Annotated in this window: 19 protein-coding genes and 1 tRNA gene; 14 read left to right on the top strand and 6 right to left on the bottom strand. The window is 72.2% G+C overall.

The window, feature by feature from the left end; translation table 11 throughout:
* Window positions 1-142 precede the first annotated feature (142 nt).
* Window positions 143-2,893, bottom strand: coding sequence for a pyruvate dehydrogenase (acetyl-transferring), homodimeric type (aceE, locus tag OG556_RS10145; protein ID WP_371516826.1), 2,751 nt, complete (start codon window positions 2,891-2,893; stop codon window positions 143-145).
* Between the two features lie 517 nt (window positions 2,894-3,410).
* Between aceE and OG556_RS10140 the strand changes: the two genes are divergently transcribed.
* The 5 genes from OG556_RS10140 to OG556_RS10120 all read left to right on the top strand — a co-directional run bounded on the left by OG556_RS10140 (window position 3,411) and on the right by OG556_RS10120 (window position 7,509).
* On the top strand, window positions 3,411-3,851 hold the full coding sequence (locus OG556_RS10140) for a DUF3052 domain-containing protein (RefSeq protein WP_363580692.1): 441 nt from the start codon (window positions 3,411-3,413) through the stop codon (window positions 3,849-3,851).
* A 313-nt stretch (window positions 3,852-4,164) separates the two neighbouring features.
* Entirely contained in the window at window positions 4,165-4,623 is a 459-nt protein-coding gene (locus tag OG556_RS10135) for a peroxiredoxin (RefSeq protein ID WP_371516825.1), read from the top strand.
* A gap of 209 nt (window positions 4,624-4,832) precedes the next feature.
* Window positions 4,833-5,408 carry a TerD family protein gene (locus tag OG556_RS10130; RefSeq protein ID WP_363620377.1) on the top strand — a complete coding sequence of 192 codons (576 nt, stop codon included), beginning with the start codon at window positions 4,833-4,835 and terminating at the stop codon, window positions 5,406-5,408.
* A 261-nt stretch (window positions 5,409-5,669) separates the two neighbouring features.
* Window positions 5,670-6,248 (top strand): TerD family protein, encoded by a 579-nt coding sequence (locus OG556_RS10125; RefSeq protein ID WP_350878116.1) that lies wholly within the window; start codon window positions 5,670-5,672, stop codon window positions 6,246-6,248.
* Between the two features lie 157 nt (window positions 6,249-6,405).
* On the top strand, window positions 6,406-7,509 hold the full coding sequence (locus tag OG556_RS10120; RefSeq protein ID WP_371516824.1) for a DUF475 domain-containing protein: 1,104 nt from the start codon (window positions 6,406-6,408) through the stop codon (window positions 7,507-7,509).
* A gap of 70 nt (window positions 7,510-7,579) precedes the next feature.
* Here the strand turns inward: OG556_RS10120 and OG556_RS10115 are convergent, their stop codons facing one another.
* Complete coding sequence (locus OG556_RS10115) at window positions 7,580-8,740, bottom strand: DUF2637 domain-containing protein (RefSeq protein ID WP_371516823.1); 1,161 nt, start codon at window positions 8,738-8,740, stop codon at window positions 7,580-7,582.
* 373 nt (window positions 8,741-9,113) lie between these two features.
* Here OG556_RS10115 and OG556_RS10110 point away from each other — a divergent pair, with 373 nt between their 5' ends.
* A complete protein-coding gene (locus OG556_RS10110; RefSeq protein WP_371516822.1) occupies window positions 9,114-9,860 on the top strand; it encodes a Tellurium resistance in 747 nt (248 codons plus the stop codon).
* A 51-nt stretch (window positions 9,861-9,911) separates the two neighbouring features.
* Here OG556_RS10110 and OG556_RS10105 read toward each other — a convergent pair whose 3' ends face one another.
* On the bottom strand, window positions 9,912-11,099 hold the full coding sequence (locus OG556_RS10105) for a TerD family protein (protein WP_371516821.1): 1,188 nt from the start codon (window positions 11,097-11,099) through the stop codon (window positions 9,912-9,914).
* Between the two features lie 373 nt (window positions 11,100-11,472).
* Here OG556_RS10105 and OG556_RS10100 point away from each other — a divergent pair, with 373 nt between their 5' ends.
* The 3 genes from OG556_RS10100 to OG556_RS10090 all read left to right on the top strand — a co-directional run bounded on the left by OG556_RS10100 (window position 11,473) and on the right by OG556_RS10090 (window position 16,185).
* A complete protein-coding gene (locus OG556_RS10100) occupies window positions 11,473-12,669 on the top strand; it encodes an HpcH/HpaI aldolase/citrate lyase family protein (RefSeq protein WP_371516820.1) in 1,197 nt (398 codons plus the stop codon).
* 124 nt (window positions 12,670-12,793) lie between these two features.
* Complete coding sequence (locus OG556_RS10095) at window positions 12,794-15,292, top strand: phosphoribosyltransferase (protein ID WP_371516819.1); 2,499 nt, start codon at window positions 12,794-12,796, stop codon at window positions 15,290-15,292.
* Complete coding sequence (locus OG556_RS10090) at window positions 15,292-16,185, top strand: HAD family hydrolase (protein ID WP_371516818.1); 894 nt, start codon at window positions 15,292-15,294, stop codon at window positions 16,183-16,185. Before OG556_RS10095 ends, OG556_RS10090 begins: the two co-directional genes overlap by 1 nt.
* Before the next feature lie 16 nt (window positions 16,186-16,201).
* Here OG556_RS10090 and OG556_RS10085 read toward each other — a convergent pair whose 3' ends face one another.
* Window positions 16,202-16,432, bottom strand: coding sequence for a zinc ribbon domain-containing protein (locus OG556_RS10085; protein WP_063347431.1), 231 nt, complete (start codon window positions 16,430-16,432; stop codon window positions 16,202-16,204).
* An 80-nt stretch (window positions 16,433-16,512) separates the two neighbouring features.
* A complete protein-coding gene (locus OG556_RS10080; RefSeq protein ID WP_371516817.1) occupies window positions 16,513-17,880 on the bottom strand; it encodes a hypothetical protein in 1,368 nt (455 codons plus the stop codon).
* A gap of 162 nt (window positions 17,881-18,042) precedes the next feature.
* Between OG556_RS10080 and OG556_RS10075 the strand changes: the two genes are divergently transcribed.
* The 5 genes from OG556_RS10075 to OG556_RS10055 all read left to right on the top strand — a co-directional run bounded on the left by OG556_RS10075 (window position 18,043) and on the right by OG556_RS10055 (window position 24,274).
* Window positions 18,043-18,114: transfer RNA gene (locus OG556_RS10075), tRNA-Val, on the top strand.
* A 341-nt stretch (window positions 18,115-18,455) separates the two neighbouring features.
* Window positions 18,456-19,841 (top strand): Dyp-type peroxidase, encoded by a 1,386-nt coding sequence (locus OG556_RS10070; RefSeq protein WP_371516816.1) that lies wholly within the window; start codon window positions 18,456-18,458, stop codon window positions 19,839-19,841.
* Window positions 19,838-20,986: a catalase family protein gene (locus OG556_RS10065; protein ID WP_371516815.1), complete on the top strand. Its 1,149-nt coding sequence runs from the start codon at window positions 19,838-19,840 to the stop codon at window positions 20,984-20,986. Before OG556_RS10070 ends, OG556_RS10065 begins: the two co-directional genes overlap by 4 nt.
* Window positions 20,987-21,009: 23 nt before the next feature.
* Window positions 21,010-21,567 carry a hypothetical protein gene (locus OG556_RS10060; RefSeq protein ID WP_371516814.1) on the top strand — a complete coding sequence of 186 codons (558 nt, stop codon included), beginning with the start codon at window positions 21,010-21,012 and terminating at the stop codon, window positions 21,565-21,567.
* A 121-nt stretch (window positions 21,568-21,688) separates the two neighbouring features.
* Window positions 21,689-24,274 (top strand): ATP-dependent Clp protease ATP-binding subunit, encoded by a 2,586-nt coding sequence (locus tag OG556_RS10055; RefSeq protein WP_371522643.1) that lies wholly within the window; start codon window positions 21,689-21,691, stop codon window positions 24,272-24,274.
* A gap of 54 nt (window positions 24,275-24,328) precedes the next feature.
* Here the strand turns inward: OG556_RS10055 and OG556_RS10050 are convergent, their stop codons facing one another.
* Window positions 24,329-25,204, bottom strand: a complete 876-nt coding sequence (locus tag OG556_RS10050) for a metallophosphoesterase (RefSeq protein ID WP_371516813.1) — start codon at window positions 25,202-25,204, stop codon at window positions 24,329-24,331.
* Window positions 25,205-25,423: the final 219 nt, after the last annotated feature.

Genomic DNA, 25,423 nt, shown 5'->3' with positions numbered 1-25,423 from the left:
CGACCAGCGGCCCCGGACTCGATGGAGTCCGGGGCCGCTGCGCGCCGTCGTCCGCCGCCCCGGGCCGGTGACGGTGCCCGGGTACGCCGAAGGGCCGGACCTCCGTGCTCGGAGGTCCGGCCCTTCAGGGTCTAGCGGGTGATCAGGCGTCGCCGCCGGCGGCGCCCGGGTCGGCCGCGGCCACGTCGAGCAGCTGGTAGCGGTCGATCGCGTCCTTCAGCGCGCTGCGGTCGACCTTGCCCTGCTTGGCGAGCTCGGTGAGCACCGCCAGGACGACCGACTGCGCGTCGATGTGGAAGAAGCGACGCGCCGCACCGCGGGTGTCGGCGAAGCCGAACCCGTCGGCACCCAGCGACTGGTACTGACCGGGCACCCAGCGGGAGATCTGGTCCGGCACCGCGCGCATCCAGTCGGACACGGCGACGACCGGGCCCTCGGCACCCTGGAGCTTCTGGGTGACGTACGGCACGCGCTGCTGCTCCTCGGGGTGCAGCAGGTTGAACTCCTCGGCCTCCACCGCGTCGCGGCGCAGCTCGTTCCAGGAGGTCGCGGACCAGACGTCGGCCTTGACGTTCCACTCCTCGGCGAGGATGCGCTGGGCCTCCAGGGCCCACGGCACGGCCACGCCGGAGGCGAGGATCTGGGCCGGGATCTGGCCGGCGGTGCCCGGCGCGTACTTGTGCAGACCCTTGAGGATGCCCTCGACGTCCACGTTCTCGGGCTCGGCCGGCATCTTGATCGGCTCGTTGTAGACGGTCATGTAGTAGAACACGTCCTCGCCGTGCGGGTGCTCGGCACTGGTGCCGTACATCCGCCGCAGACCGTCCTGGACGATGTGCGCGATCTCGAAGCCGTACGCCGGGTCGTACGCGACGACGCCGGGGTTGGTCGAGGCCAGCAGCTGCGAGTGGCCGTCGGCGTGCTGGAGGCCCTCGCCGGTCAGCGTGGTGCGGCCGGCGGTGGCGCCGATCACGAAGCCGCGGGCCAGCTGGTCGGCCATCTGCCAGAACTGGTCGCCGGTGCGCTGGAACCCGAACATCGAGTAGAAGACGTACACCGGGATCAGCGGCTCGCCGTGGGTGGCGTAGGAGGAGCCGGCGGCGATCAGCGAGGCGGTGCAGCCGGCCTCGGAGATGCCGTCGTGCAGCATCTGGCCGGTCGGCGACTCCTTGTAGGCCAGCAGCAGGTCGCGGTCGACCGACTCGTAGGTCTGGCCGAGCGGGTTGTAGATCTTCGCCGACGGGAAGAGCGAGTCCATGCCGAAGGTGCGGTACTCGTCGGGCGCGATCGGCACGAAGCGGTTGCCGATGCCCTTGTCCCGCATGAGGTCCTTGAGCACCCGGACGAACGCCATGGTGGTGGCGATGGTCTGGTTGCCGGAGCCCTTCTTGACCGCCTTGTACGCGTCGTCGCCGGGCAGTTCCAGCTGACGCGGGCGCACCTTGCGGGTCGGCACGTAGCCGCCCAGCTCGCTGCGGCGGTCGTGCATGTACTGGATCTCTTCCGAGTCGCGGCCCGGGTGGTAGTAGGGCGGGTAGCCCTCGTCCAGCTGCTTGTCGGTGATCGGCAGGTGCAGCCGGTCGCGGAAGCGCTTCAGGTCCTCGACCGTCAGCTTCTTCATCTGGTGGGTGGCGTTGCGGCCCTCGAAGTTGGGGCCGAGCGTCCAGCCCTTGACCGTCTGGGCGAGGATGACCGTCGGCTGGCCCTGGTGCTCGCGGGCCGCCTTGAACGCCGCGTAGATCTTCTTGTGGTCGTGGCCGCCGCGACCCAGGTGCTGGACCTGCTGGTCGGTCATGCTCTCGACCATCTTGCGCAGGCGCAGGTCGCTGCCGAAGAAGTGCTCGCGGATGTACTGACCGGTCTCGGTGGCGTAGGTCTGGAACTGGCCGTCCACCGTGGTGTTCAGCTTGTTGACCAGGACGCCGTCGCGGTCCTGCGCGAGCAGCGGGTCCCAGCTGCGGTCCCAGACCAGCTTGATCACGTTCCAGCCGGCGCCCCGGAACTGGGACTCCAGCTCCTGGATGATCTTGCCGTTGCCGCGGACCGGGCCGTCCAGGCGCTGCAGGTTGCAGTTGACCACGAAGGTCAGGTTGTCGAGGCCCTCGCGCGCGGCCAGCGACAGCTGGCCCAGCGACTCCGGCTCGTCCATCTCGCCGTCGCCGAGGAAGGCGTAGACCTGCGAGTCGGAGGTGTCCTTGATCCCGCGGTGCTCCAGGTAGCGGTTCATCCGGGCCTGGTAGATCGCGCCGAGCGGGCCGAGGCCCATGGACACGGTCGGGAACTCCCAGAAGTCCGGCATCAGCCGCGGGTGCGGGTAGCTGGAGAGGCCGTACGGGGCCTTCGACTTCTCCTGGCGGAACGCGTCGAGCTGCTGCTCGGACAGTCGGTCCAGCAGGAACGCGCGGGCGTAGATGCCGGGGGAGGCGTGGCCCTGGAAGAAGATCTGGTCGCCGGACTCGCCCTCGGCGTCCTTGCCGCGGAAGAAGTAGTTGAAGCCGACGTCGTACAGCGACGCGGAGGAGGCGAAGGTGGCGATGTGCCCGCCCACGCCGATGCCCGGGCGCTGCGCCCGGGAGACCATCACGGCCGCGTTCCAGCGGGTCGCGTTGAGGATCTTGCGCTCGATCTCCTCGTTGCCGGGGAAGAACGGCTCGTCCTTGGTCGCGATGGTGTTGACGTAGTCCGTGCTGCGCATCTCGGGCACGGCGACACGCTTCTCGCGGGCGCGCTCGATCAGGCGGAGCATCAGGTAGCGGGCGCGCTCGCGCCCCCGCTCGTCGATGGCCGCGTCAAGCGACTCCAGCCATTCCGCGGTCTCCTCGGGATCGAAGTCCGGGACCTGACTCGGAAGGCCGCCAATGATGATCGGGTTGCGATCGGATCCGGAAGCCACGCTGTTCCTTCACTGTCGGTCGAAACTGAGGTGTGTCGCGCCGCCTCCATCGTGCTACCGCGCTCGGAGATCCGTCATCTCTACCGATCGGTAACCGTTCCGCCTGGTGGGCGGGACGGTCTGGCGGTGCGCGGTCCGGGCGACTTCGCCCGCCCCGCACACCCCCGGGTGCTACGTACAGAGGTGGTCCGACCTGGTGTCCCGTCCGCCCGATGGCGGGCGGCCGGGGTGAGGGCCAACAGGAGACTCTACGCCCGCGCACGCGCGGACCCGAATGCCGTTCGTATCTCGGGCATCCGTACGCCCTGTGGGCCGGGACCACCCGAAGCATCCTTGTCTCATGCAGAGAAGGGCAAATCGGTGTGATTCCCGACACAACGAACGGCGTGTCCCCGCTGTGGCACGTCAACCTTTGGGGGGGATCGGGGGTCGGGTACTTGCGCGAACCGCCGCGCCCGTGTGGACTACGGCCACAGCCTCGGCATGGATGCCGGGCCGAATACTGGAGGTTATTCCCGTGAGCGCGACCGCGGACCCCGCGGACAAGTCCAACCCGGCGACCCGTCTCGGCTTCGAAGAGGGCCAGATCATCCAGGAGCTGGGGTACGACGACGACACTGACCAGGATCTCCGCGAAGGCATCGAGGAGCTCACCGGGACGGATCTCGTCGACGAGGACTACGACGACGTCGCCGACGCCGTCCTGCTGTGGCACCGCGACGACGACGGGGACCTCACCGACTCCCTCGTCGACGCCCTGGAGTACCTGGCCGAAGGCGGTCTGATCTGGCTGCTGACGCCCAAGACCGGGCGCGACGGCCACATCGAGGCGTCCGACATCGCGGACGCGGCCCGCACCGCCGGTCTCTCCCAGACCAGCTCGATCGCGGTCGCCAAGGACTGGGCGGCCACCCGGCTCGCCACCAAGTCCACGGCCAAGCCGGCCGGCAAGCGCTGAGCGGGCTCTGAGGCCCCGCACCGGGCCCCGCCGGAGGATCCCTCCGGCGGGGCCCGACCGTTTTCCGGGTCCGGAACCGGGTTCGGAGCCGGGTCCGGAACCGGCGGCGCCGCCGCCCCCGTCGTCACGGAGCGTGGTCACGCGGGGGCGTTCCCACCCCGGGGCCGACCCGGAAACGCGTTCGCCCAGGGCGAAAGCGGTGGAGCGCGCGGGTGCCGCCCTCATCCATTCGGCGGAACGTGCCCGAACGGATGCGAGGATGGCGCTGGCCGCGCCGCCCGCGCGGCGCGGTCGCGTCAGAAAGGTCACGCTCATGGCCATCGAGGTCGGCACCGAGGCTCCGGACTTCGAGCTCAACAACCAGCACGGCGAAGCGGTCCGCCTCTCCGACTTCCGGGGCGAGCGGAACGTCGTCCTGGTCTTCTACCCGTTCTCCTTCACCGGCGTCTGCACCGGCGAGCTCGGTGCCATCCAGCGGGAGCTGGCGCAGCTGCAGAGCGACCGGGTCCAGGTGCTCGGCGTCTCCTGCGACTCGCAGTTCACCCAGCGCGTCTTCGCCGAGCGGGAGGGCCTGGAGTTCCCGCTGCTGGCCGACTTCTGGCCGCACGGCGAGGTCGCCCGCGCCTACGGCGTCCTCGATGAGCGGAAGGGCTGCCCCGTGCGCGGCACCTTCGTGATCGACACGGCGGGCACGGTGCGCTGGAGCGTCGTCAACGACCTCCCGGACGCCCGGGACGAGCAGGAGTACCTGAAGGCCCTCGCCGCCCTCTGAGGCCCCGCGTGGGGCCCGTGGCGGTGGCCGCGGGGCCCGGGCCCCGCGAACTTCGAACAGCCGCGCCGGGCCCGTTCGCACGTACGGACGGGAACCGCGCACTACGCTCGGTCCGTTGGTCGGGTGGGGCACGTGAGCCGCTCGCCGGCCGGCGCCTCGAACCGCACCACGGGGGCACCAGGGCGTGCCTCCCGATTCTTGGAGGACAAGTGGGTGTCAGCCTGAGCAAGGGCGGCAATGTCTCGCTCACCAAGGAGGCCCCGGGGCTTTCGGCCGTGGTCGTCGGCCTGGGCTGGGACGTCCGGACCACCACCGGGACGGACTTCGACCTGGACGCCAGCGCGCTGCTCTGCAACGAGCAGGGCAAGGTCGCCTCGGACGGGAACTTCGTCTTCTTCAACAACCTGAAGAGCGCGGACGGCTCCGTCGAGCACACCGGTGACAACCGCACCGGCGAGGGCGAGGGCGACGACGAGGCGATCAAGGTCAACCTGGCCGGCGTCCCGGCGGACGTCCAGAAGATCGTCTTCCCGGTCTCGATCTACGACGCCGAGAGCCGCGGGCAGAACTTCGGCCAGGTCCGCAACGCGTTCATCCGCGTGGTGAACCAGGCCGACAACACGGAGCTGGCCCGCTACGACCTCTCCGAGGACGCCTCCACCGAGACCGCGATGGTCTTCGGCGAGCTGTACCGCAACGGCGCCGAGTGGAAGTTCCGGGCCATCGGCCAGGGCTACGCCTCCGGCCTGCGCGGCATCGCCCAGGACTTCGGCGTCAACGTCTGACCGGACGACACCGGTCGACACCGGGCGACACGACGCGACACGGGGCGGCGGCGGACGACGCCGGCCGCCCGGCGCGGGAGCCTTGTACGGGGCGGCCCCGGACCTCCAGAGGTCCGGGGCCGCCCCGGCTTCGTGTCGGCTCCGTGCGCTGCGAGGATGTGAGTTCAGGAAGTTCAGCCGGCCAAACGGGGCCGGCCCGGGCCGTGGGGGACTACACCTTGTAGGCGCGCCCCGGGAGAAGGCAAGGGAGGAAGAACAGTCATGGTGGTCACGCTCGCCAAGGGCGGGAACGTCTCGCTCACCAAGGCCGCGCCGAACCTGACGCAGGTCCAGATCGGCCTCGGCTGGTCCGCCCGTTCGACCACGGGCGCACCGTTCGACCTCGATGCGAGCGCCCTGATCTGTGGTGGCGGCCGGGTGCTCGGTGACGAGTACTTCGTCTTCTACAACAACCTCAAGAGCCCCGAGGGCTCGGTCGAGCACACCGGTGACAACCTCACCGGCGGCGAGGACGACGGCGACGACGAGGTGGTCCTGGTCAACCTGGAGCTGGTGCCGGCGCAGGCGGACAAGGTGGTCTTCGCGGTGTCGATCTACGACGCCGAGGCGCGGCTGCAGAACTTCGGGCAGGTCCGCAACGCCTACATCCGGGTCGCCAACTCCCTCGACGGCCAGGAGATCGCCCGTTACGACCTGTCCGAGGACGCGTCCAGCGAGACCGCGATGATCTTCGGCGAGCTGTACCGCTACGCGGGTGAGTGGAAGTTCCGCGCGGTGGGCCAGGGCTACGCCTCCGGCCTGCGCGGCATCGCCCTCGATTTCGGCGTAAACGTACAGTAAGGGCGAAAAGGCGAAAATCAGAACAATCGCACCCAACCTACGATCATGAGAACAGAAGGCAGTGCGGGGGTGACCTGACCGGGCCCGGCCCGGTCAGGGCGTCTCGGGACGAGGCCGCCCCCGGCACGGCCCGAAACCCGAAAGGTAACCAAGTCCCGTGTTCCTCCGCACTTTCGGCTGGTCGTTCGCGATCACCGTCCTAGGCCTGATCGCGGCCGGACTGCTCTGGGGGGCCCAAGGATTCGGCATCGTGCTGATCCTCTCCATCCTGGAGATCTCCCTGTCGTTCGACAACGCGGTGGTCAACGCCACGGTGTTGAAGCGGATGAACCCGTACTGGCAGAAGATCTTCCTGACCGTCGGCGTGCTCATCGCCGTCTTCGGCATGCGGCTGGTCTTCCCGCTGCTGGTGGTCGGCCTCACCGCGAAGCTCAACCCCGCGACGGTCATCGACCTCGCGCTGCACTCCGACAAGACGCACGCCGGCCTGACCTACGGTCAGTACCTGGAGGCGGCCAACCCCGCCATCGCGGCCTTCGGCGGCGTCTTCCTGCTCATGATCTTCCTCGACTTCGTGTTCGACGACGAGAAGGAGCATAACTGGCTGGGCTGGATCGAGCGCCCGCTACAGAAGGTCGGCAAGCTGGACGCCTTCTCCAGCGTCGTCGCGCTGGTCGTGCTGGTGCTGGCCTCCAACTTCTTCGCCGAGGAGCACGCCGAAACCGTTCTGCTCGCCGGCGTCCTCGGCCTGATCACCTATCTCGTGGTCGGCGGCCTCTCCTCGATCTTCGAATCGGGCCTGGAGGAGGACGCCGAGCGCGAGGAGGAGGCCGAGAAGTCCGGCAAGTCGATCCTCCAGGTCGGCGGCAAGGCCGCGTTCTTCCTCTTCCTCTACCTGGAGGTCCTGGACGCCTCGTTCTCCTTCGACGGCGTGGTCGGCGCGTTCGCCATCTCCAGCGACATCTTCCAGATCACCCTGGGCCTGGGCATCGGCGCGATGTACATCCGCTCGCTGACCGTCTTCCTGGTCCGCAAGGGCACCCTGGACGACTACGTCTACCTGGAGCACGGCGCGCACTACGCGATCGGCGCGCTCTCGGTGATCCTGCTGGTCGGGATCAAGTACCACATCCCGGAGATCGTCACCGGTCTGATCGGCGTCGCCTTCATCGGGCTGGCGCTCGGCTCGTCGATCCTGCGCAACCGGCGCGAGGCCGCGCGGGACGAACCGGAACTGGTGAGTACGAGTACCGGCGAATAGCCCGCCGGGTACGCGAAACGGCCGCCTCCGGGAATCCGGGGGCGGCCGTTCCGCGTCGCGGTGGGCCCGCTCAGCCGAGCTGCTGCTCGATCGCGCGCAGCTTGCGCTCCAGCGAGTCCAGCTTGGGCATCGACAGGGTGTCGTCGTCGGCCGTCAGGTCGATGGCCGAGCTGCGGTAGGACGAGCCCGAGCCCGATCCGGCGGACGAGGAGGAGTAGGACGACGAGTAGGGCGAGGAGGACGCCGAGGAGGACGGCGCGTACGACGAGCCGACGGCGGCACGCGGGCGGCGGCCGGCGTCCAGCGCGGCCGGCTCCAGCGGGCCCGAGCCGGCCTGGTGCGAGGAGGCGGTGTCCGACTCGGCGGCTAGGGCAGGCTCCGTAGCGGTCTGGCCGTCGCCGGCAGCCGTGAGCGCGGGCACCTGGCGGCCGCCGCGGGCCCGGGCGAGCATGCCGCCCTGGCGGGAGATGGCCTTCAGCTCGGCCCGCTCGCGGCGGTCGGCCGTGCGGGCCCGCACCTTGGCGTCCAGCTTGGCCTGGCGCTCCTCGCGCACCTCCTCGACCGCCTCGTCCAGGCTGCGGACGTTCTCCAGCAGCATCAGCGACCAGGCCGCGTAGGTCTCGCGCGGGGCGCGCAGCCAGCGGACGATCCGGATCTGCGGCAGCGGGCGCGGCACGAGCCCCTGCTCGCGCAGCGCGGCCTTGCGGGTCTGCTTCAGCGCGCGGTCGAACAGGATCGCCGCCGAGATCGACATGCCGGAGAAGAACTGCGGGGCGCCGTCGTGCGACACGCCGCGCGGCGCGTGCACCCAGTTGAACCAGGCCGAGGCGATCGCGAACACCCAGACCAGCAGGCGGGAGCCGAGCGCGGCGTCACCGTGGCTGGCCTCGCGGACGGCGAGCACCGAGCAGAACATCGCGGCGCCGTCGAGACCGAACGGGACGAGGTACTCCCAGCCGCCGGACAGGCCCAGGTTCTCCTTGCCGAAGCCCACCAGGCCGTGGAAGGACAGTGCGGCCGCGACACCGGCGCAGCAGAACAGCAGCGTGTAGGAGGAGATGCCGTAGATCATCTCCTTGCGCCGCCGACGCTCCTCGCTGCGCTCCCAGGAGTCGCCGGCCTCTTCCTTCTTCGTGTTCTTGAAACGCAGCGTCGCCAGCAGGACGGCGACGAACAGCAGGGCTGCGCCGCCGACGACGGTCCAGACCAGCTGTATGGAGGTCAGGTTCATTGCGGGTCGGGCCTCGGGTTTCCGCAGGGGACGGGTTCACAGAGCGACACAGGCGGTCAGCTCCCGGTACTCGGGTCGCGCCTGACGGTTCGTTCGTCGCCGCACGGCGTACCCGCCGCACCCGCGCAGGGGCGGACGGGACACCTGTGCGGCTAGACGATATCGCGTCCGAAGGGGCGGCATGTTACGGGAGGGGGGCTTCCTCCCGCCAATCGACCCACCGGCCGCCCCACTCGTCGACCCGGCGGTGAGCGCCGGGGGGCCCGACGGGGTAGGGGAGGGGAAGGTTTGGGTATCCGAGGGCCGGGCTGATGCCCGATCATGGAGCGGCGGACCGTCAGATCGCCTGACGGGAGCAGGGGGAGAGGGCGGGATGGTCTCGATCTGGGAGTACCTGCGCGGGGAGCGGAACTACACCTTCGACAACCCGGGCGGTCAGCACAAGGTCATACTCACCAAGTCGACCCCGCAGCACGCGATCACCGGGTCCGCGGCCACCACCGGCTACCTCTACGTCAACCTGCACTGGACCACCCGCTCCGGGGCCGTCCGGCCGAGTGCCCGCGAACGCGCCAAGCGCCTCTTCAGCCCCCGCATCCTGCGCCCGCTAGAGCCGGACTCGGTGCAGAACGAGCAGGTCAACGTCGACCTCGACCTGGCGTGCATGTACGAACTGTCCGACGGGAGCAGCGGCGTGGTGCAGCCGCTCGGCGGCTACTTCGGCGACCTCCGGGAACCGCCGTACATCAAGCTCAGCGGTGACGACCAGTACGGGGCGCCGTCCGGCGAGACGATGTACGTCAACCTGGAGAAGAAGGACAAGTTCAAACGGCTGCTGATCTTCGTCTACATCTACGACGGCACGCCGGCCTTCGAGCAGTCCCACGCGGTGGTGACGATCGTGCCGCAGACCGGGCCGCGGATCGAGATCAAGCTGGACGAACGGGCCCGGGCGGCGCGCTCGTGCGCGGTGGTGCTGATCGAGAACGCGGGGGACAACCAGCTGACGGTGCGCCGCGAGGTGCGGTACGTCAACGGGTTCCAGGCGGACATCGACCGGCTGTACGGGTTCGGGATGCAGTGGCAGCGCGGGTACAAGAGCCAGGGCGGTTCCGACTAGGGGCTCTCTTCCGGATCGCGCCGGGCGGCGGTGGTGTTCTGAGCGTGCCGGTCAGCGGGGCTGGAACTGCGGGCCCTGCGGCGGCAGGGCGAACTCCTCGCCGGTGGGCGGCTGGGCCGGGGCAGGGGCAGGGGCCTGGGCCGGCGGTTGCGCGGGGGCCTGGGTCGGCGGCTGCTGGCCGGTGCCGGCGTGCGGGTAGCCGTAGCTGCCGGGGTGCTGCTGCGGGGCGGGCTGCTGCTGGTGCGGGTAGCCGTAGCCGGTGCCCTGCTGCTGCGGGTACGGCTGGGGGGTGGGGTGCGGGTACCCGTAGCCGGTACCGGGCTGCTGGTGCGGGTAGCCGTAGCCGGTGCCGGGCGGCTGCTGGGGCTGTGGCTGCTGCGGGTAGCCGTACCCGGTGCCGGGCTGGTGGGCCGGGGGTGCGGTCGGGGCCGGTGGCGCGGCCGGGGGAACGGTGGGCGGCGCGGTCGGCGGGGGCGGCACCGTGCCCGGGGCGGCCGCGGCGGGCTGCTGCTGGGGCCGGCCCTGGGGGGTGGCCGACGGCTGCGGGACGGCCGGGGCCAGGGTGAAGGTGCCGGGCTCGGGCGGGGCGGTCGGGCGCGGGGCGGGCAGCGGGGTGCTGCGCGGGTCGACGGCGGCGGTGGCGGTAGGGGTGGCCGTCGAGGCCGCTGCCGGGGCCGCGTCGGACTCCGCCTCGTCGTCGACGGTGATGCCGAAGTCGGTGGCCAGGCCGATCAGGCCGGAGGTGTAGCCCTGGCCGATCGCCCGGAACTTCCAGGCGCCGGAGCGCCGGTACAGCTCGCCCGCGACCAGGGCGGTGACGTTCTCGCCGTCGGAGATCGCGAACTCGGCGAGTGCGGGCGTGCCGTCCCCGGCCGTGGCGTCGAAGAGCAGCAGGCGGAGCCCGGGCACCGCGCGGAAGGAGCCGCCCTCGGAGGAGCCGGCCAGCACCACCCGGTCGACGTCGGCGGGCAGCTTGGCGAGCTCGACCTCGATCGTGTCGATGATCTCGGCGCCGCCGGAGGTCTGCTGCTTGGGCAGGTGGCGCACCAGGCCGGAGGGGTGCCGCGGCTGGTTGTAGAAGACGAAGTCGGCATCCGAACGGACCTTGCCGGTGGCGCCGAGCAGCAGCGCGGACGCGTCCACGTCCGGCGCACCGGGCGTGGCGCTCCAGCGCAGCACGGCGCGGACCGCCGCGGCCGGCAGTGCGATGTTGGCGCCCTTGGCCATCACGTGCGTCATAGCCGACCATCCTGCCCGTTCGCCACCCCTTCGGACAACGTGACCGGGACCGTCGGAACCGGGTCGAACTTTGCCAAGACTTGCGCTTGCCGGGGGTTTGCCGGTGCTCGACCCGTGATCGGTGATCTGGACGGCGATGTTCCGGGAGTTCAGTGCCGAGGAACCGGGGACGGCCGGAATCCGTCCGTACGATGGGCGGTCCAAGGGCCCGCCGGGGTCGGGCGGAGGGGGGCCCGCCGGCGCCCGTCCGGGAACCACGGAGCCCCGTGGACCGGTTAACCATGGTGTCGCACCGCTGGATCGCGGTGTCGTCCCGCGCCGCCGCACGCCCCGGCAACGGACCGGTGGCCGTCAAACCTCTGAGGAGAGCACCTTGCGCCATTTCGGCCACCTCGCCGACGACGTACGCGGTCGCCTCTTCCTCGAACCGCCCCGGCCGTTCACCGCGCGGAGCGAGGCCGCGGTGCTGGCCACCGCCCTCGGCGGCACCCTCTACAGCCCCGCCACCCGGCCCGCGCTGGCCGCCGACATCCGCAAACAGGCTGCTCGGGGCGTGGTGTCGATGGTGCTCTGCCTGGAGGACGCGATCGCCGACCACGAGGTGGACGCGGGGGAGCGGAACCTGATCGAGCAGTTGAATGACCTGGTCAGGGATTTCACCGACTGCACACAAGGCCACCCCCTGCTCTTCATCAGAGTTCGAGCCGCCTCCCAGATCCTCGACCTGGCCGAGCGACTCGGGCCGGCCGTCGAGCTGCTGAGCGGGTTCGTCCTGCCGAAGTTCACCGCGGAGACCGGCGGCGCGTACCTGGCCGCCCTGGCCGCCGCCGAGGCCGCCACCGGGCGCCGGCTGTTCGCCATGCCCGTCCTGGAGTCACCCGAACTCGCCCACCTGGAGACCAGGCGCCAGCAGCTCTTCGGCATCGCCGACCTGCTCGCCGGGCACCGGGAGCGGGTGCTCGCCGTCCGCCTCGGCGTGACCGACCTCTGCTCCGCGTACGGCCTGCGCCGCTCGCCCGACCTCACCGCGTACGACGTCGCCCTGGTCTCGGCGGTGATCGGCGACGTGGTCAACGTGCTCGGCCGGGCGGACGGCACCGGGTACACCGTCACCGGTCCGGTCTGGGAGTACTTCCCGGTCCAGGAAAGGATGTTCAAGCCGCAGCTGCGCCGCACGCCGTTCGCCGAGGCCCCCGGGACGGCCCGGGCCTCCGGCGAGGAGGTCCGCCGGCGGATCATCGAACACGACCTGGACGGGCTGATCCGGGAGGTCGAGCTCGACCGGGCCAACGGCCTGCTCGGCAAGACCTGCATCCACCCCAGCCACGTCCCCGCCGTGCACGCCCTCTCGGTGGTCACGCACGAGGAGTACTGCGACGCCCGGGACATCCTCCGGCAGGAGCAGGACGGCGGCGGGGTCCTGCGCTCGGCGTACACCAACAAGATGAACGAGGCCCGGCCGCACCGGGCCTGGGCGGAGCGGGTGCTGCTGCGGGCGGAGGTGTTCGGGGTGGCCCGGGAGGACGTGAGCTTCGCGGATCTGCTCTCGGCCTGCCTGTGCGGGGGGTGAGGGGGCTGTCCGCGGTTGGCCTGAACGATCCGACCGATCCGACCGCCGACTGACTCCGACCGATCCGACCGATCCGACCGATCCGAAGACCGCACCACCGCACCATGCGAAGGCAGGACCAGCAGTGACAGCACAGCAGACGTGGACCGGCCGTTGGGTCGCCGACCGGGCCGGCATCGCCCTGACCGGATCGGACCGCCTCCCCGAACTCGTGGGCCTGGCCCTGCGTGCCCAGAACCCGAAGCGCGCCCACCTGCTGGTCTCCACCGTGCTCGGCAAGCACGTCCCGCAGCGGCCCGCGGTCGTCCACGGCGTCGGGCTCGAACTCGGCCGTCAGGTAAGAGAGTTGCTAGGCGGCGAGGCCGCCGGGCGGGCCGTCGTCCTCGGCTACGCGGAGACGGCCACCGGCCTCGGCCACAGCGTCGCCGACGGCCTCGACGCCCCGTACCTGCACTCCACCCGCCGCCCGGTGGCCGGTGTGCCCCCGCTCGGCGGCTTCGAGGAGGAGCACTCGCACGCCACCTCGCACCTGCTGCTCCCCGCCGATCCCGAACTCCTCACCGGCAGCGGCCCGTTGGTGCTGGTCGACGACGAGTTCTCGACCGGCCGCACAGTCCTCAACACCATCCGCGAACTGCACGCCCGCCACCCCCGCGACCACTACGTCGTCGTCGCCCTGGTCGACCTGCGCTCCGCCGCCGACCGCCGCCGGCTCGCCGACACCGCCGCCGAACTCGGCGTCCGGCTCGACCTGGTGGCCACCGCCAGCGGCGCCGTCCAACTGCCCGCCGACGTCCAGGACCGCGCCGAGCGGCTGATAGCCGAGGCCGCCCCCGCCCCCGCCGCGCCCCCCGGAACGCCCGCGCCGCTCGCCCGGGTCGACCTGGACTGGCCCGCCGGGCTCCCCGACGGCGGCCGGCACGGGTTCACCGCCCGCGACCGCGCCCGACTGGACGCCGCCCTGCCCCGCCTGGCCGGACAGCTGGCCGACGCACTGCCCGCCACGGCGCGGCGCGTGCTGGTCCTCGGCTTCGAAGAGCTGATGTACGCCCCGCTGCGGCTGGCCGGCGCACTCGCCGACCGGCTGGGCGGCGACCGCGTCCGCTACTCCACCACCACCCGCTCGCCCGTCCTCGCCGTGGACGACCCCGGCTACGCCATCCGCACCCGCCTCGCCTTCCCCGCCCACGACGACCCGCAGGACGACGCTTCGCGCGAGCGCTACGCCTACAACGTCGCCCCCGGCAGCGACCCGGCCCGCCGCTTCGACGCGGTCGTGCTGGTGGTCGACGACGTCGCCGACACCCCCGCCCTGCGCGAGGGGGAGCGCGCCCTGCTCGGCCAGCTGCGGCAGGTCACCGACCAGGTGGTGCTCGCGGTGCTGCCCTCCCACCGGCCTTCCCCCCGGCCGTCCGGGCTGCCGTCCCAGCCGCCTTCCCACGTGCCTCCCCGCCTGCCGTCCGGGCTGCCGTCCCGCCTGCCGTCCCCGTTGTACGGCCCGGCGTTCTCCTCCTACCGGCCCGACGAGGTGGCCTGGCTGCTCAAGGACCTCTCCGGCGTCCCGCTCGAAGCCCCCACCGAGGAGCGCGAGGAGGCCGTCCAGAACGGCGGCGCGCACTACGCCGAATCGCTGCCGGTCGAGTACCAGCCCAGCCCCGAGTACCAGGAGCTGTTCCACCAGGCGCTGCGCGCCTCCGCCCGCCGCATCGCGCTCGCCGCCGGCACCGTCGCCGAGACCCTGCTGCGCGAGCGCGGCCCCGGCCTGGTGCTCGCCTCGCTGGCCCGGGCCGGCACGCCCGTCGGCATCCTGATCCGCCGCTGGCTCGCCCACGTCCACGGCCTCGACACCCCGCACTACGCCGTCTCCATCGTCCGCGGCCGCGGCATCGACCCGGTCGCCCTGCGCTACCTGGCCGCCCACCACCGCGCCGGCGACGTGGTCTTCGTCGACGGCTGGACCGGCAAGGGCGCGATCACCCGCGAACTCGCCGAGGCCCTGGCCGGCACCGGCTTCGACCCGGACCTCGCCGTCCTCGCCGACCCCGGCCGCTGCGCGCGCACCTACGGCACCCGGGACGACTTCCTGATCCCCTCCGCCTGCCTCAACTCCACCGTCTCCGGCCTGGTCTCGCGCACCGTGCTGCGGCCCGGCCTGATCGGCCCGGACGACTTCCACGGCGCCAAGCACTACGCCGAACTGGCCGGCGCGGACGTCTCCGCCGCCTTCCTCGACACCGTGGCCGACCACTTCGACGCCGTCCGCCCGGAGGCCGTCGCCGCCGCCGACCGGCTGTCCACCGCCCCGGACCGCACGCCCGACTGGGCCGGCTGGGCCGCCGTCGAGCGGATCAGCACCGAGTACGGCATCGACAGCGTCAACCTGGTCAAGCCCGGCGTCGGCGAGACCACCCGGGTGCTGCTGCGCCGCGTCCCCTGGCGGGTCCTCGCCCGGCGCGGCGCCGGCGCCGACCTCGACCACGTCCGGCTGCTCGCCGCCCAGCGCGGCGTCGAGGTCGAGGAGGTGGACGGCCTGCCGTACTCCTGCGTCGGCCTCATCCACCCCCGCTACAGTCGAGGAGCGACCGGGGCCTCCGGTAGGACCGTTGTGGTGAAGGAGTCCTGATGAACGCCGATGTCCTCGTCGCCAGCGACCTCGACCGGACGCTCGTCTACTCCAACCGGGCCCTCGCCCTGGACGTCCCCGACCGGCTCGCGCCCCGGCTGCTCTCCGTCGAGGTGCACGACGGCAAGGCGCTCTCGTTCATGACCGAACAGGCCGCCGCGCTGCTCGTCGAACTCGTCCGGCAGGCCTGGTTCGTCCCCGCCACCACCCGCACCCTCGCCCAGTACGAGCGGATCAACCTGCCCGGCCCGACGCCCGGTTGGGTCCCCGCGTACGCGATCTGCGCCAACGGCGGGCACCTGCTCGTCGACGGCGTGCCCGACCAGGACTGGCGCACCGAGATCACCGCGCGGCTCGCCTCCGGCGCGGCCCCGTTGGAGGAGGTCGTCCGGCAGCTCGCCCTGAGCGCCGAGCCGGAGTGGACGCACAAGCGCCGCGTCGCCGACGGGCTGTTCGCCTACCTCGTCGTCGAGCGCGCCGCACTGCCCGCCGGCTGGCTCGACGAGCTGACCGGCTGGTGCGCCGAACGCGGCTGGACGGTCTCGCTCCAGGGCCGCAAGGTCTACGCCGTCCCCGCGCCGCTCAGCAAGAGCGCCGCCCTCGCCGAAGCCGTCCGGCGCACCGGCGCGAGCACCGTGCTCGCGGCCGGTGACTCGCTGCTCGACGCCGACCTGCTGCTCGCCGCCGACGCCGCCTGGCGGCCCGGGCACGGCGAACTCGCCGACGGCGGCTGGACCGCCCCCGGCGTCACCGCCCTCGACGAGGTGGGGGTGGCGGCGGGGGAGGAGATCGTCCGACGCTTCCTCGCCCGGGTGGCCGTCACGCCCGTCACGCCCGTCGCGACCGTCATGCCCGCCGCGCCCGCCGCGCCCGTCGCGCCCGTCGTTTCCTGAGAGGAAGCGGGAGCGGTCAGCCGCAGCAGCCGCCGCCGCAACAGCCCCCTCCGCCACCACCGTTGCCGGAGGGGGCCTGGCGCGGGGCGCCGCCCGAAGCGGAGCCGGTGACGGCGACGGCGGACAGCAGCTTCACGGTGTCCTCGTGGCCCTGCGGGCAGACGGCGGGGGCGCCGGCCTGCGCCATCGGGCGGCGGAGTTCGAAGGTGGCTCCGCAGGAGCGGCAGCGGAAGTCGTAGCGTGGCATACCGGCAGGGTACCCAGGCGGTGCCCTGCCAGTGCCCTGCCAGTGCCCTGGCTGCGTCCTACCGGGGTCCTGCCGGGGTGCTACCGGTGCCCGCCCAGATCGCCGCGGATCAGCCCGATCACCTGCGCCGCCGTCTCCCGCACGCCCGCCAGCTCGGTCAGGAAGTGCCAGTAGTCGGGGTGCCGGCCGGCCGCCTCCAGGGTGGCCACGGCCCGGTCCAGCCGCGCCACCGCCTCGTCCAGCGGGGCGGCGTGCCGTGGGTCCGGCGCGCTGCGGCCCGTCATCGCCAGCCGCTGCGCGTCGCGCAGGGCGAACCGGGCCCGCTCCACCTCCCGGTGCGGGTCGTGCTGCACCTCGTTCAGCTGCCGCAGCCGCTCGTTCACCGCGACCACCGACCCGTCCGCGGTGTCCAGCAGCGCGCGCACCGTACCGATCGCGCCCGTCGCGTCCGCCCAGCGCTGCTCGTCCCGGGCCCGGGCGGCCTCGGCGAGCTTGCGCTCCGCCGCCCGCCCGGTCTCCGCGACCTGCTCCGACACCCGCTGGAGGTCCTGCCAGCAGGCCGCGCTGAACCGGCGGCGCAGCTCGCTCAGCGCCGGCTCGACCGTCTCCGCCTTGGTCTCCAGCGCCTGGATCCGGGTCCGCAGGCTCGCCACCCGCCGGTCGATCTCCCGTGCCCGCTCCGGCAGTTGACCGGCGTCGGCCGCGATCGCCTCGGCGCGCTGCCGCACGTCGTCCGCGCGCCGCAGCGTCGGCGCCACCCCGTGCCGGGCCGGCCCCTCGTTCAGCAGCCCGAGCTCCGGCGCCAGTTCGGCCAGCCGGGCCGCCAGGTCGTCCGCCCGCAGCCCGGCGCCGCGCACCGCGTCCAGCGCGTTGCTCGCCTGGAGCAGCGCGCGCTTCGCCTGCTCCACCGCCGGGGTGACCCGCATCAGCTGCTGCTCGGCGCGCTGGAGGATCGGCTGCAGCCGCTGGAGGAAGTCGTTCAGCTCCGCCCGGGCCGAGCCGAGCTGCCCCTTCACGTCCTCCAGCTGCCGCCGGGCCCGCGCTGCGGTGCCGGCGTCCAGCGCCTCGTCGTCCAGGTCGTACGCGTCCAGCGCGCCCAGGTAGTTCACGGTGACCTGGTCCACCCGGCCGGTGATCCCCGCCAGGTCCGCCAGCGCCCGGCGGGCCGTCGCCTCGTCCTCGGCCGCCCGGACGGTCTCCACCGCCAACTGCACCTCGCGCTGCGTCGAGTCCAGGTCGTAGAACGCCTCCTGCGCGGCGTCCCGGGCCGCCTTGGCGTCCGCCCGCACACCCTCCCCGCCGCGCCGGCCCCACCAGCCGCCCGTCCCGGCCGAGGCCAGCCCCAGCGCACCCAGCGCACCCGCCAGCACCACCGGCACCACCAGTGCGTCGGCCAGCGCACTCCCCGCCCGACGCCACCCCCGCCCGCTCCCGCCGGCCACCGTCACTGCGCGCTCCCTGCTCCGACCCGCTGATCCACCCCCATTCTTCCCGATCACCCCACCGCACCGGCACCCCCACCCGTCCCACTCCCCGACCACCCGCACCACAGCACCCCCCGGGACCAGGTACCCTAGGCAGTCGTCGTGCCCCCACCGGGCCGCGACAGGGGGCGCGTAGCTCAGTGGTAGAGCGCTGCTCTTACAAAGCAGATGTCGGCGGTTCGAAACCGTCCGCGCCCACAGCAAGAGGGGTGTGGGTCCGCGAGGGCCCGCGCCGAGATCGAAGAACATCGAGAACACATCACGCCGCAGCTCCTGCGGCTGGAGCCTCAGGGCGGCCGACTCGGCAGCGAGTTCGGCCGCTTTTCTGTTCGGCCGACTCCGGGGCCTTCGAGTGGCGGCGGCCGGAATCCTTCCCGTGGCCGCGACCCGCCCGGTGGTTCCGGCGTGAGATCGCCGCCTCGACACGCTGCGTGAACTCCCACCGTGGGCGATGTCCGCATTGCACAGTGTGCGCAGGTTTGTGACTGTGCTGAGGAGGCCGCGATGCCCCTGACCCTCCGACCGTTCGCCCCGTACGGGTGAGCGGGCCCACTGCCGGTGCGGTGCCGACGTTGGAGCTGGAGGACATCCAGGGCACCGTGCTGCGCCGTCGTCCGGACGTCTACCACGGTGTCTACCTGCTCTACCGGATCGACGACCCGGCCGCGGCGAAGCGGTCGCTGCGCGAGGTCCTGCCGGAGGTCACCAGCGCGGCGGACTGGGAGCGGCCCCGCCCGTTCACCCTCAACGTCGCCTTCACGTACCGGGGGCTGGCCCGGCTGGGCGTGCCGCCGGGTTCGCTCGCCTCGTTCTCCCCGGAGTTCCGGGCCGGCATGGCCGCCCGGAAGGAGGTGCTGGGAGACCTCGGTGCCAGCGACCCCGGCAACTGGCCCCCGCCGCTGGGTGGCCCCGACGTGCACATCGGGGTGGTGATCATCGCGTCGGCCCCCGATGGGCTCCGCGAGCCGGTGGCGGCGGCCGGGCGGCTGTCCGGGGTGAGTCTGGTCTACCGGCTCGACGTCGGGTCCCCGGTCACCGGGCGCGAGCACTTCGGGTTCCGGGACGGCATCTCCAGCCCGTACCTGCTCGGCAGCACCGAGCGGCCGCTGCCCGGCCAGGACGCCGTCCAGCCCGGCGAGTTCCTCTTCGGCTACCCGGACGAGTCCGGGGCGGCGCCGGCGGGGCCCGCGCCGGACGTGCTCGGCCGCAACGGCTGCTACCTGGCCTTCCGCCAGATGCACGCGGACGTGGCCGCGTTCCGCAGGTACCTGCGGGACCGGGCCCGCTCGCCCGAGGACGAGGAACTGCTCGCGGCCAAGATCGTCGGCCGCTGGCGCAGCGGTGCGCCGCTGGCGCTGGCGCCGGAGCACGACGATCCGGACCTGGGCGCCGATCCGATGCGCAACAACGACTTCCGCTACCACGACGACCCGCGGGGCCTGCTCGTCCCGCGCGGCGCGCACATCCGGCGGGCCAACCCGAGGGACGGCCTGGCGGACACCGTGGTCGACACCGGCATCCACCGGGTGCTGCGGCGCGGCGCGGCGTACGGCCCGCTGCTGCCGGCCGGGGCCCTGGAGGACGACGGCGCGGAGCGCGGGATCATCTTCATCTTCATGGGCGCCAGCCTGTCCCGGCAGTTCGAGTTCGTGCAGCAGGTGTGGCTCAACGACGGCGACTTCGCGGGCCTCGGCCCCGAGCAGGACCCGCTGGTCGGCAACAGCGGCGGCGCCGGTGTGCACACCATCCCGGCCCGCCCGGTCCGGCGCCGACTGACCGGGCTGCCCCGGTTCGTGACCGTGCGCGGCGGCGAGTACTGCTTCCTGCCCGGCCTCGCCGCGATCGCCTGGCTCACCACACTGCCCGACCCGGCCGGCGGCCCGTCCGCCGCGCCGCACTCATCGACATCGGAGGACGACAGGTGACCCCACCCGAGACGAACTTCACCCCCGTGCGGTACTCACCCGGTCTCGTACCACCGGAGCCGGACTTCGACCGGCACCTCCAGCAGTGCGTCGAGGTCGTCGAGGACTTCGAGCGGGGCTCGGTGGCGGGCGAGGGCGAGAACCGTGCGGTCCGCTTCGCCCACGCGAAGGCGTACGGGCTGGTGCGCGGCACGTTTGAGATCCTCGACGGCGTGCCGCCCGAGTACGCGCAGGGCGTCTACGGCAGGCCCGGGCCGCACGACGCGCTGGTCCGCTACTCCAACGGGCTGTCCCACCTGGGTGCCGACCGGATGCTGGGCAACGTCGTGGGCATGGCCACCAAGGTGTTCGGGGTGGACTCCACCACCACCCTGCCGGACGAGGCCGTGAGCCGCACGATGGACTTCAACATGATCAACGGGCCGATCTTCTTCTGCAACACCGCGGCCCACTACACCTTCCTCTCGAAGCTCTTCGTCGACCTGCCGAAGTACCGGCTCGACGGCCGCCGGGGCAACCACCAGATGTACTACGACTGGGTCACCGGGTACGGCACGCTGTCGCCGGAGGAGTGGGCCTGGGACGAACTCGGCGCGATGCTGCGGCTGGGCGCGCGGGCCCGTTGGCAGAACCTCCTGCTGTCCTCCTTCTTCTCCATGGGCGCGGTGCGCCACGGCGACCACGTCGCCAAACTGCGGATCCGCCCGACGGACGCGTCCTCGGCGGGAGTTCAGGTCCGCGACCTCGACCCGACCGGCCGGGACGAGGTCTTCCGGCCCGCCCTGGTCGGCGAACTCGCCCGGTCGGAGCAAGAGTTCGACTTCCAGGTGCAGCTGTGCGCCTCCCTGGAGACCATGCCGGTCGACGACCTCACCGTCGAATGGGAGGAGCACGAGTCCCCGTTCGTGACGGTCGCCAGGCTGCGCTTCCCCCGTCAGGACATCGGCGGCGAGCACAACCTCGCCGCCGCTGACGCGCTCTCGTTCACGCCGTGGCGCTGCCCGCCGGAGCACGTGCCGCTGGGCTCGATCCAGACCGTCCGCAAGGAGGTGTACCGGCGCTCGTCGGTGCTGCGCCACGAGCTGAACGGCCAGCACCGCGCCGAGCCGGCCTCGGCCGCCGACGTGCTTCCCGACCCGTCCTGACGCTTCGCCCGAAAGGAATCCAGATGTACGACTTCGACCCGTCGACCTACCGGCCGATCTCACCGGACGTGTCGGTCGAGGAGATCGCCAAGGCCTTCCAGAGCCCCCGTCAGCAGACCGAGGGCGTCGGCCTGCGGGCGGTGAACCGGTCGGAATTCACCCTGATCGCGCCGGTCATCCAGCCGACCGGGCCCGCCGTCTTCCTGGAGCGCGCCGAGAAGGCCTGCATCGAGGCGCCCTACTGGGAGAACCGCCTCGGGACGGTCCACGACCTGCGGGTCGCACTCGTCAACGACGGTCATCAGGTGCTGTTCTGCGCGACCTACAGCGACGAGTTCAAGCCCTACGTCATCGACGTCATCCGCTTTGCCACCCCCTGGATCGACCACATGTTCAACGACGTGGCGGCCGGCTATCCGGGCCTGGCCTCCGACCAGGCGATCGACTACATCGCGAAGTACCAGGTGCAGGCCAACGTCTGGTACGGCGGGCCGAACCCGGAGGCCAGCCCCAGGGACATCGGCAAGGCCATCGCGGTGGCCGCCGCGTTCGACGACCTGCTGGACGCCGCCCAGAGCTGACCGCGTGCGTCGACGGGCGGGCCGGCGCCCGTGCGGGAGGGGGCGGGGCTCGGGAGGCGGGGTGGGGCGGGCTGTGTTTGGGTGGCTGCACACCGCTTGGGAGAGGTGATCCTCCGTGACCATGCCCCCGTTCGGATCGAGCGATCCGTTCTCCGATCTGCTCAGCCGCTTCTTCGGGATGAGTCCGATGGCCTCCCCGCCCGCCGTGCAGCGGGTGCCGATCGGGCGGCTGCTGAGCGAGTCCTCGCAGGAGCTGCTGGGGCTGGCCGCGCACCGGGCCGGCGAGGACGGGACCAGCGATCTCGACACCGGGCACCTGGCCTGGGCGGCCACCCGGGTGGAGCCGTCGCGTCGGATGCTGGAGCGGGCGGGGATCGACCCGGACCAGCTGGCCGGTGACCTGGAGCGGGCGCTGCCGTCCGGGGATGGGGCGGCGGTGGGTGACGGGCAGCCCGCGCTGACGCCGTCGGCCAAGCGTGCGCTGCTGGCGGCGCACGCCCGCTCGCAGGCGGCCGGGGCCTCGTACATCGGGCCGGAGCACATCCTCGGCGCGCTGCTGGACCAGGAGCGGTCCGGGGCGGGGACGGCGCTGCGCAACGCGGCGCCCTCGCAGGAGGCGCTGAAGACGGTGCTGGAGGGCCGCGGCGTCGGCGGGGAGCGCAGCAGCACGGGCGCGCACCCGAGCGAGACGCCGACGCTGGACGAGTACGGGCTGGACCTCACCGAGGCGGCGCGCTCGGGTCGGCTGGACCCGGTGGTCGGGCGGGCCGAGGAGATCGAGCAGACCGTCGAGATCCTGTCCCGCCGGACCAAGAACAACCCGGTGCTGATCGGCGAGCCGGGCGTCGGCAAGACCGCGATCGTGGAGGGCCTGGCGCAGCGGATCGTCTCCGGGGACGTGCCGCAGAGCCTGCGGGACAAGCGGGTCGTCACCCTGGACCTGACCGCCCTGGTGGCCGGCTCCAAGTACCGGGGCGAGTTCGAGGAGCGGCTGAAGAAGGTGATCGACGAGGTCACGGCGGCCGAGAAGAGCGTGATCCTGTTCCTGGACGAGCTGCACACCGTGGTCGGCGCGGGTTCCGGCGGCGAGGGTTCGATGGACGCCGGCAACATCCTCAAGCCGGCGCTGGCACGCGGCGAACTGAGCGTGGTCGGCGCGACGACGCTGGACGAGTACCGCAAGCACGTGGAGAAGGACGCCGCGCTGGAGCGCCGCTTCCAGCCGGTGCTGGTGCCCGAGCCGAGCGTCGACGAGACGGTCGAGATCCTGCGGGGGCTGCGGGACGCGTACGAGGCGCACCACCAGGTGCGGTTCACCGACGAGGCGCTGGACGCGGCGGCGACGCTGTCCGACCGGTACGTCAGTGACCGCTTCCTGCCGGACAAGGCGATCGACCTGCTGGACCAGGCCGGCGCCCGGGTGCGGCTGCGCAGCCTGAGCGGTTCGACCGAGGCGACTGGCGTGCAGGACCGGATCACCAAGCTGAAGCGGGAGTTGGACGAGGCCGTCGTGGACGAGGAGTTCGTGCGGGCGGCCAACCTGAAGGCCGAGCTGCGGCAGACCGAGGACGAGCTGGCGGCCGTCGCCGAGTCCCGGGAGGAGGTCGTCGACGTGACCGCCGACGACATCGCGCAGGTGCTGTCCTCCCGGACCGGCATCCCGGTCGCGGAGTTGAACGCGACCGAGCGGGAGCGGCTGCTCAAGCTGGAGGAGCACCTGCACGAGAAGGTGATCGGCCAGGACGAGGCGGTCACCGCGGTCGCCCAGGCGGTGCGCCGCGGGCGGGCCGGGATGGGCGACCCGGACCGGCCGACCGGCTCCTTCCTCTTCCTCGGGCCGACCGGCGTGGGCAAGACCGAGCTGGCGAAGGCGCTGGCCGCGCTGCTGTTCGGCGACCCGGACCGGATGATCCGCTTCGACATGAGCGAGTTCCAGGAGAAGCACACCGTCTCCCGGCTGGTCGGCTCCCCGCCCGGGTACGTCGGCTACGACGAGGCCGGGCAGCTGACCGAGGCCGTCCGCCGCAAGCCGTACAGCGTGCTGCTCTTCGACGAGGTGGAGAAGGCGCACCCGGACGTCTTCAACCTGCTGCTCCAGGTGCTGGACGACGGGCGGCTGACCGACGCCCAGGGGCGGACGGTCGACTTCCGCAACACCGTGGTGATCATGACCAGCAACATCGGCTCGCAGCGCATCCTCGACCACGCCGGGAACGTGGACGAGATCCGCGGCGACCTGATGCGCGACCTGCACCAGCAGTTCCGGCCGGAGTTCCTGAACCGGATCGACGAGGTGATCGTCTTCCACGCGCTCACCCGGAAGGACCTGCTGTCGGTGGTCGGTCTGCTGCTGGAGCGCAGCCGGCGCCGGCTCAAGGCGCAGGACGTGCAGTTGGAGGTCACCGAGGCGGCCAAGGAGTGGCTGGTCAACCGCGGGTACCAGCCGGAGTTCGGGGCCCGGCCGCTGCGCCGGACGATCCAGTCGGAGCTGGACAACCGGGTGTCCAACCTGCTGCTGGACGGCACGGTGCGGGAGGGCGACACGCTGATCGCGGAGGTGAGCGACGGCGACCTGGTGGTCACGCTCGCCCGGCCGGAGGCGTCGGCGACCTTCGAGGAGGCGGAGAAGAAGGCGCAGGAGAAGGCGCAGGAGAAGGCGCAGGAGAAGGCGGGGGAGGGGGCGCAGGAGGAGGCAGGGGAGGCCTGATCCGTCGGAGATCCGCCCCGCCGCCGGACGGTCAGGCGGCGGGGCGGCGCGTACCTACGCCTGCGGGAAGACCTCGCGCAGCAGCGGCTCCGGCAGCCCGCGCTTGCGCCACTCGCGCGGGTAGCCGAGCGAGACCTCCTCGAACGGGACGCCGTCGTAGCTGGTCTTGCGGGGGATGTGCAGATGGCCGTAGATCATCGCCGCGGTGTTGAAGCGGCGGTGCCAGTCCGCGGTCAGTTCGGTGCCGCACCACTGGGCGAACTCGGGGTACCAGAGGATCTCGGTGGGGTGGCGGACCAGCGGGTAGTGGTTGACGAGGACGAGCGGTACGTCCGGGTCGCAGGCCGCCAGCCGCTGCTCGGTCAGCCGGACGCGCTCGCGGCACCAGGAGTCGCGGTCCGGGAACGGGTCCGGGTGGAGCATCCGCTCGTCCGCGCAGACGATGCCGCTCTCGTAGGCGGCCGCCAGGGACTCCTCCTTGGTGGTCGTGCCCGGCGCGCGGAAGGAGTAGTCGTACAGGAGGAAGAGCGGGGCGATGCGGACCGGCCCGCCGGCGCCCTGCCAGAGCGGGTACGGGTCCTCGGGGGTCAGCACGCCTAGGTTCCGGCAGAGGTCGACCAGGTGGTCGTAGCGGGCCACGCCGCGCAGCTGCACCGGGTCCTCGGGGTGGGTCCACAGCTCGTGGTTGCCGGGGGCCCACACCACGCGGGCGAAGCGTTCGGCGAGCAGCCCGAGCGCCCACTCGATGCTGGTGGTGAGCTCGGCGACGTCTCCGGCGACGAGCAGCCAGTCGTCGGGGCTGGTGGGCCGGAGCTTCTCCACCAGGTCGCGGTTCTCCTGGTAGGAGATGTGCAGGTCGCTCACGGCGAGCAACCGCCCACCCGCCCCCGTGGGCTCCGACGGCGCGTCGCTGCGGTACTCGGTAGTCACTCCTGCCCCCTGTGGTCACCCGTCCGATGTCGCCACAGTACGTGGCGGACGGGGGCCGTGGGGCGGGTTGACGCGATCGGCGGTGCGACGGGAGGGGCCGGCGCACCGCCGCCACCGCGCGAACGAGCCATTGCGGCCGAAGTGTTTTCTTGGTGTCGTCTTGACTCTTGACAGTGAGTCATGTCCGCGACAGCTTTGGTGCACCCCCACACCGAGAGG

The sequence above is a fragment of the Kitasatospora sp. NBC_01300 genome, from assembly GCF_041435235.1.
Taxonomy (GTDB): domain Bacteria; phylum Actinomycetota; class Actinomycetes; order Streptomycetales; family Streptomycetaceae; genus Kitasatospora.
The sequence above is the reverse complement of the archived record's forward strand: the minus strand, read 5'-3'. Positions and strand labels throughout refer to the sequence as shown.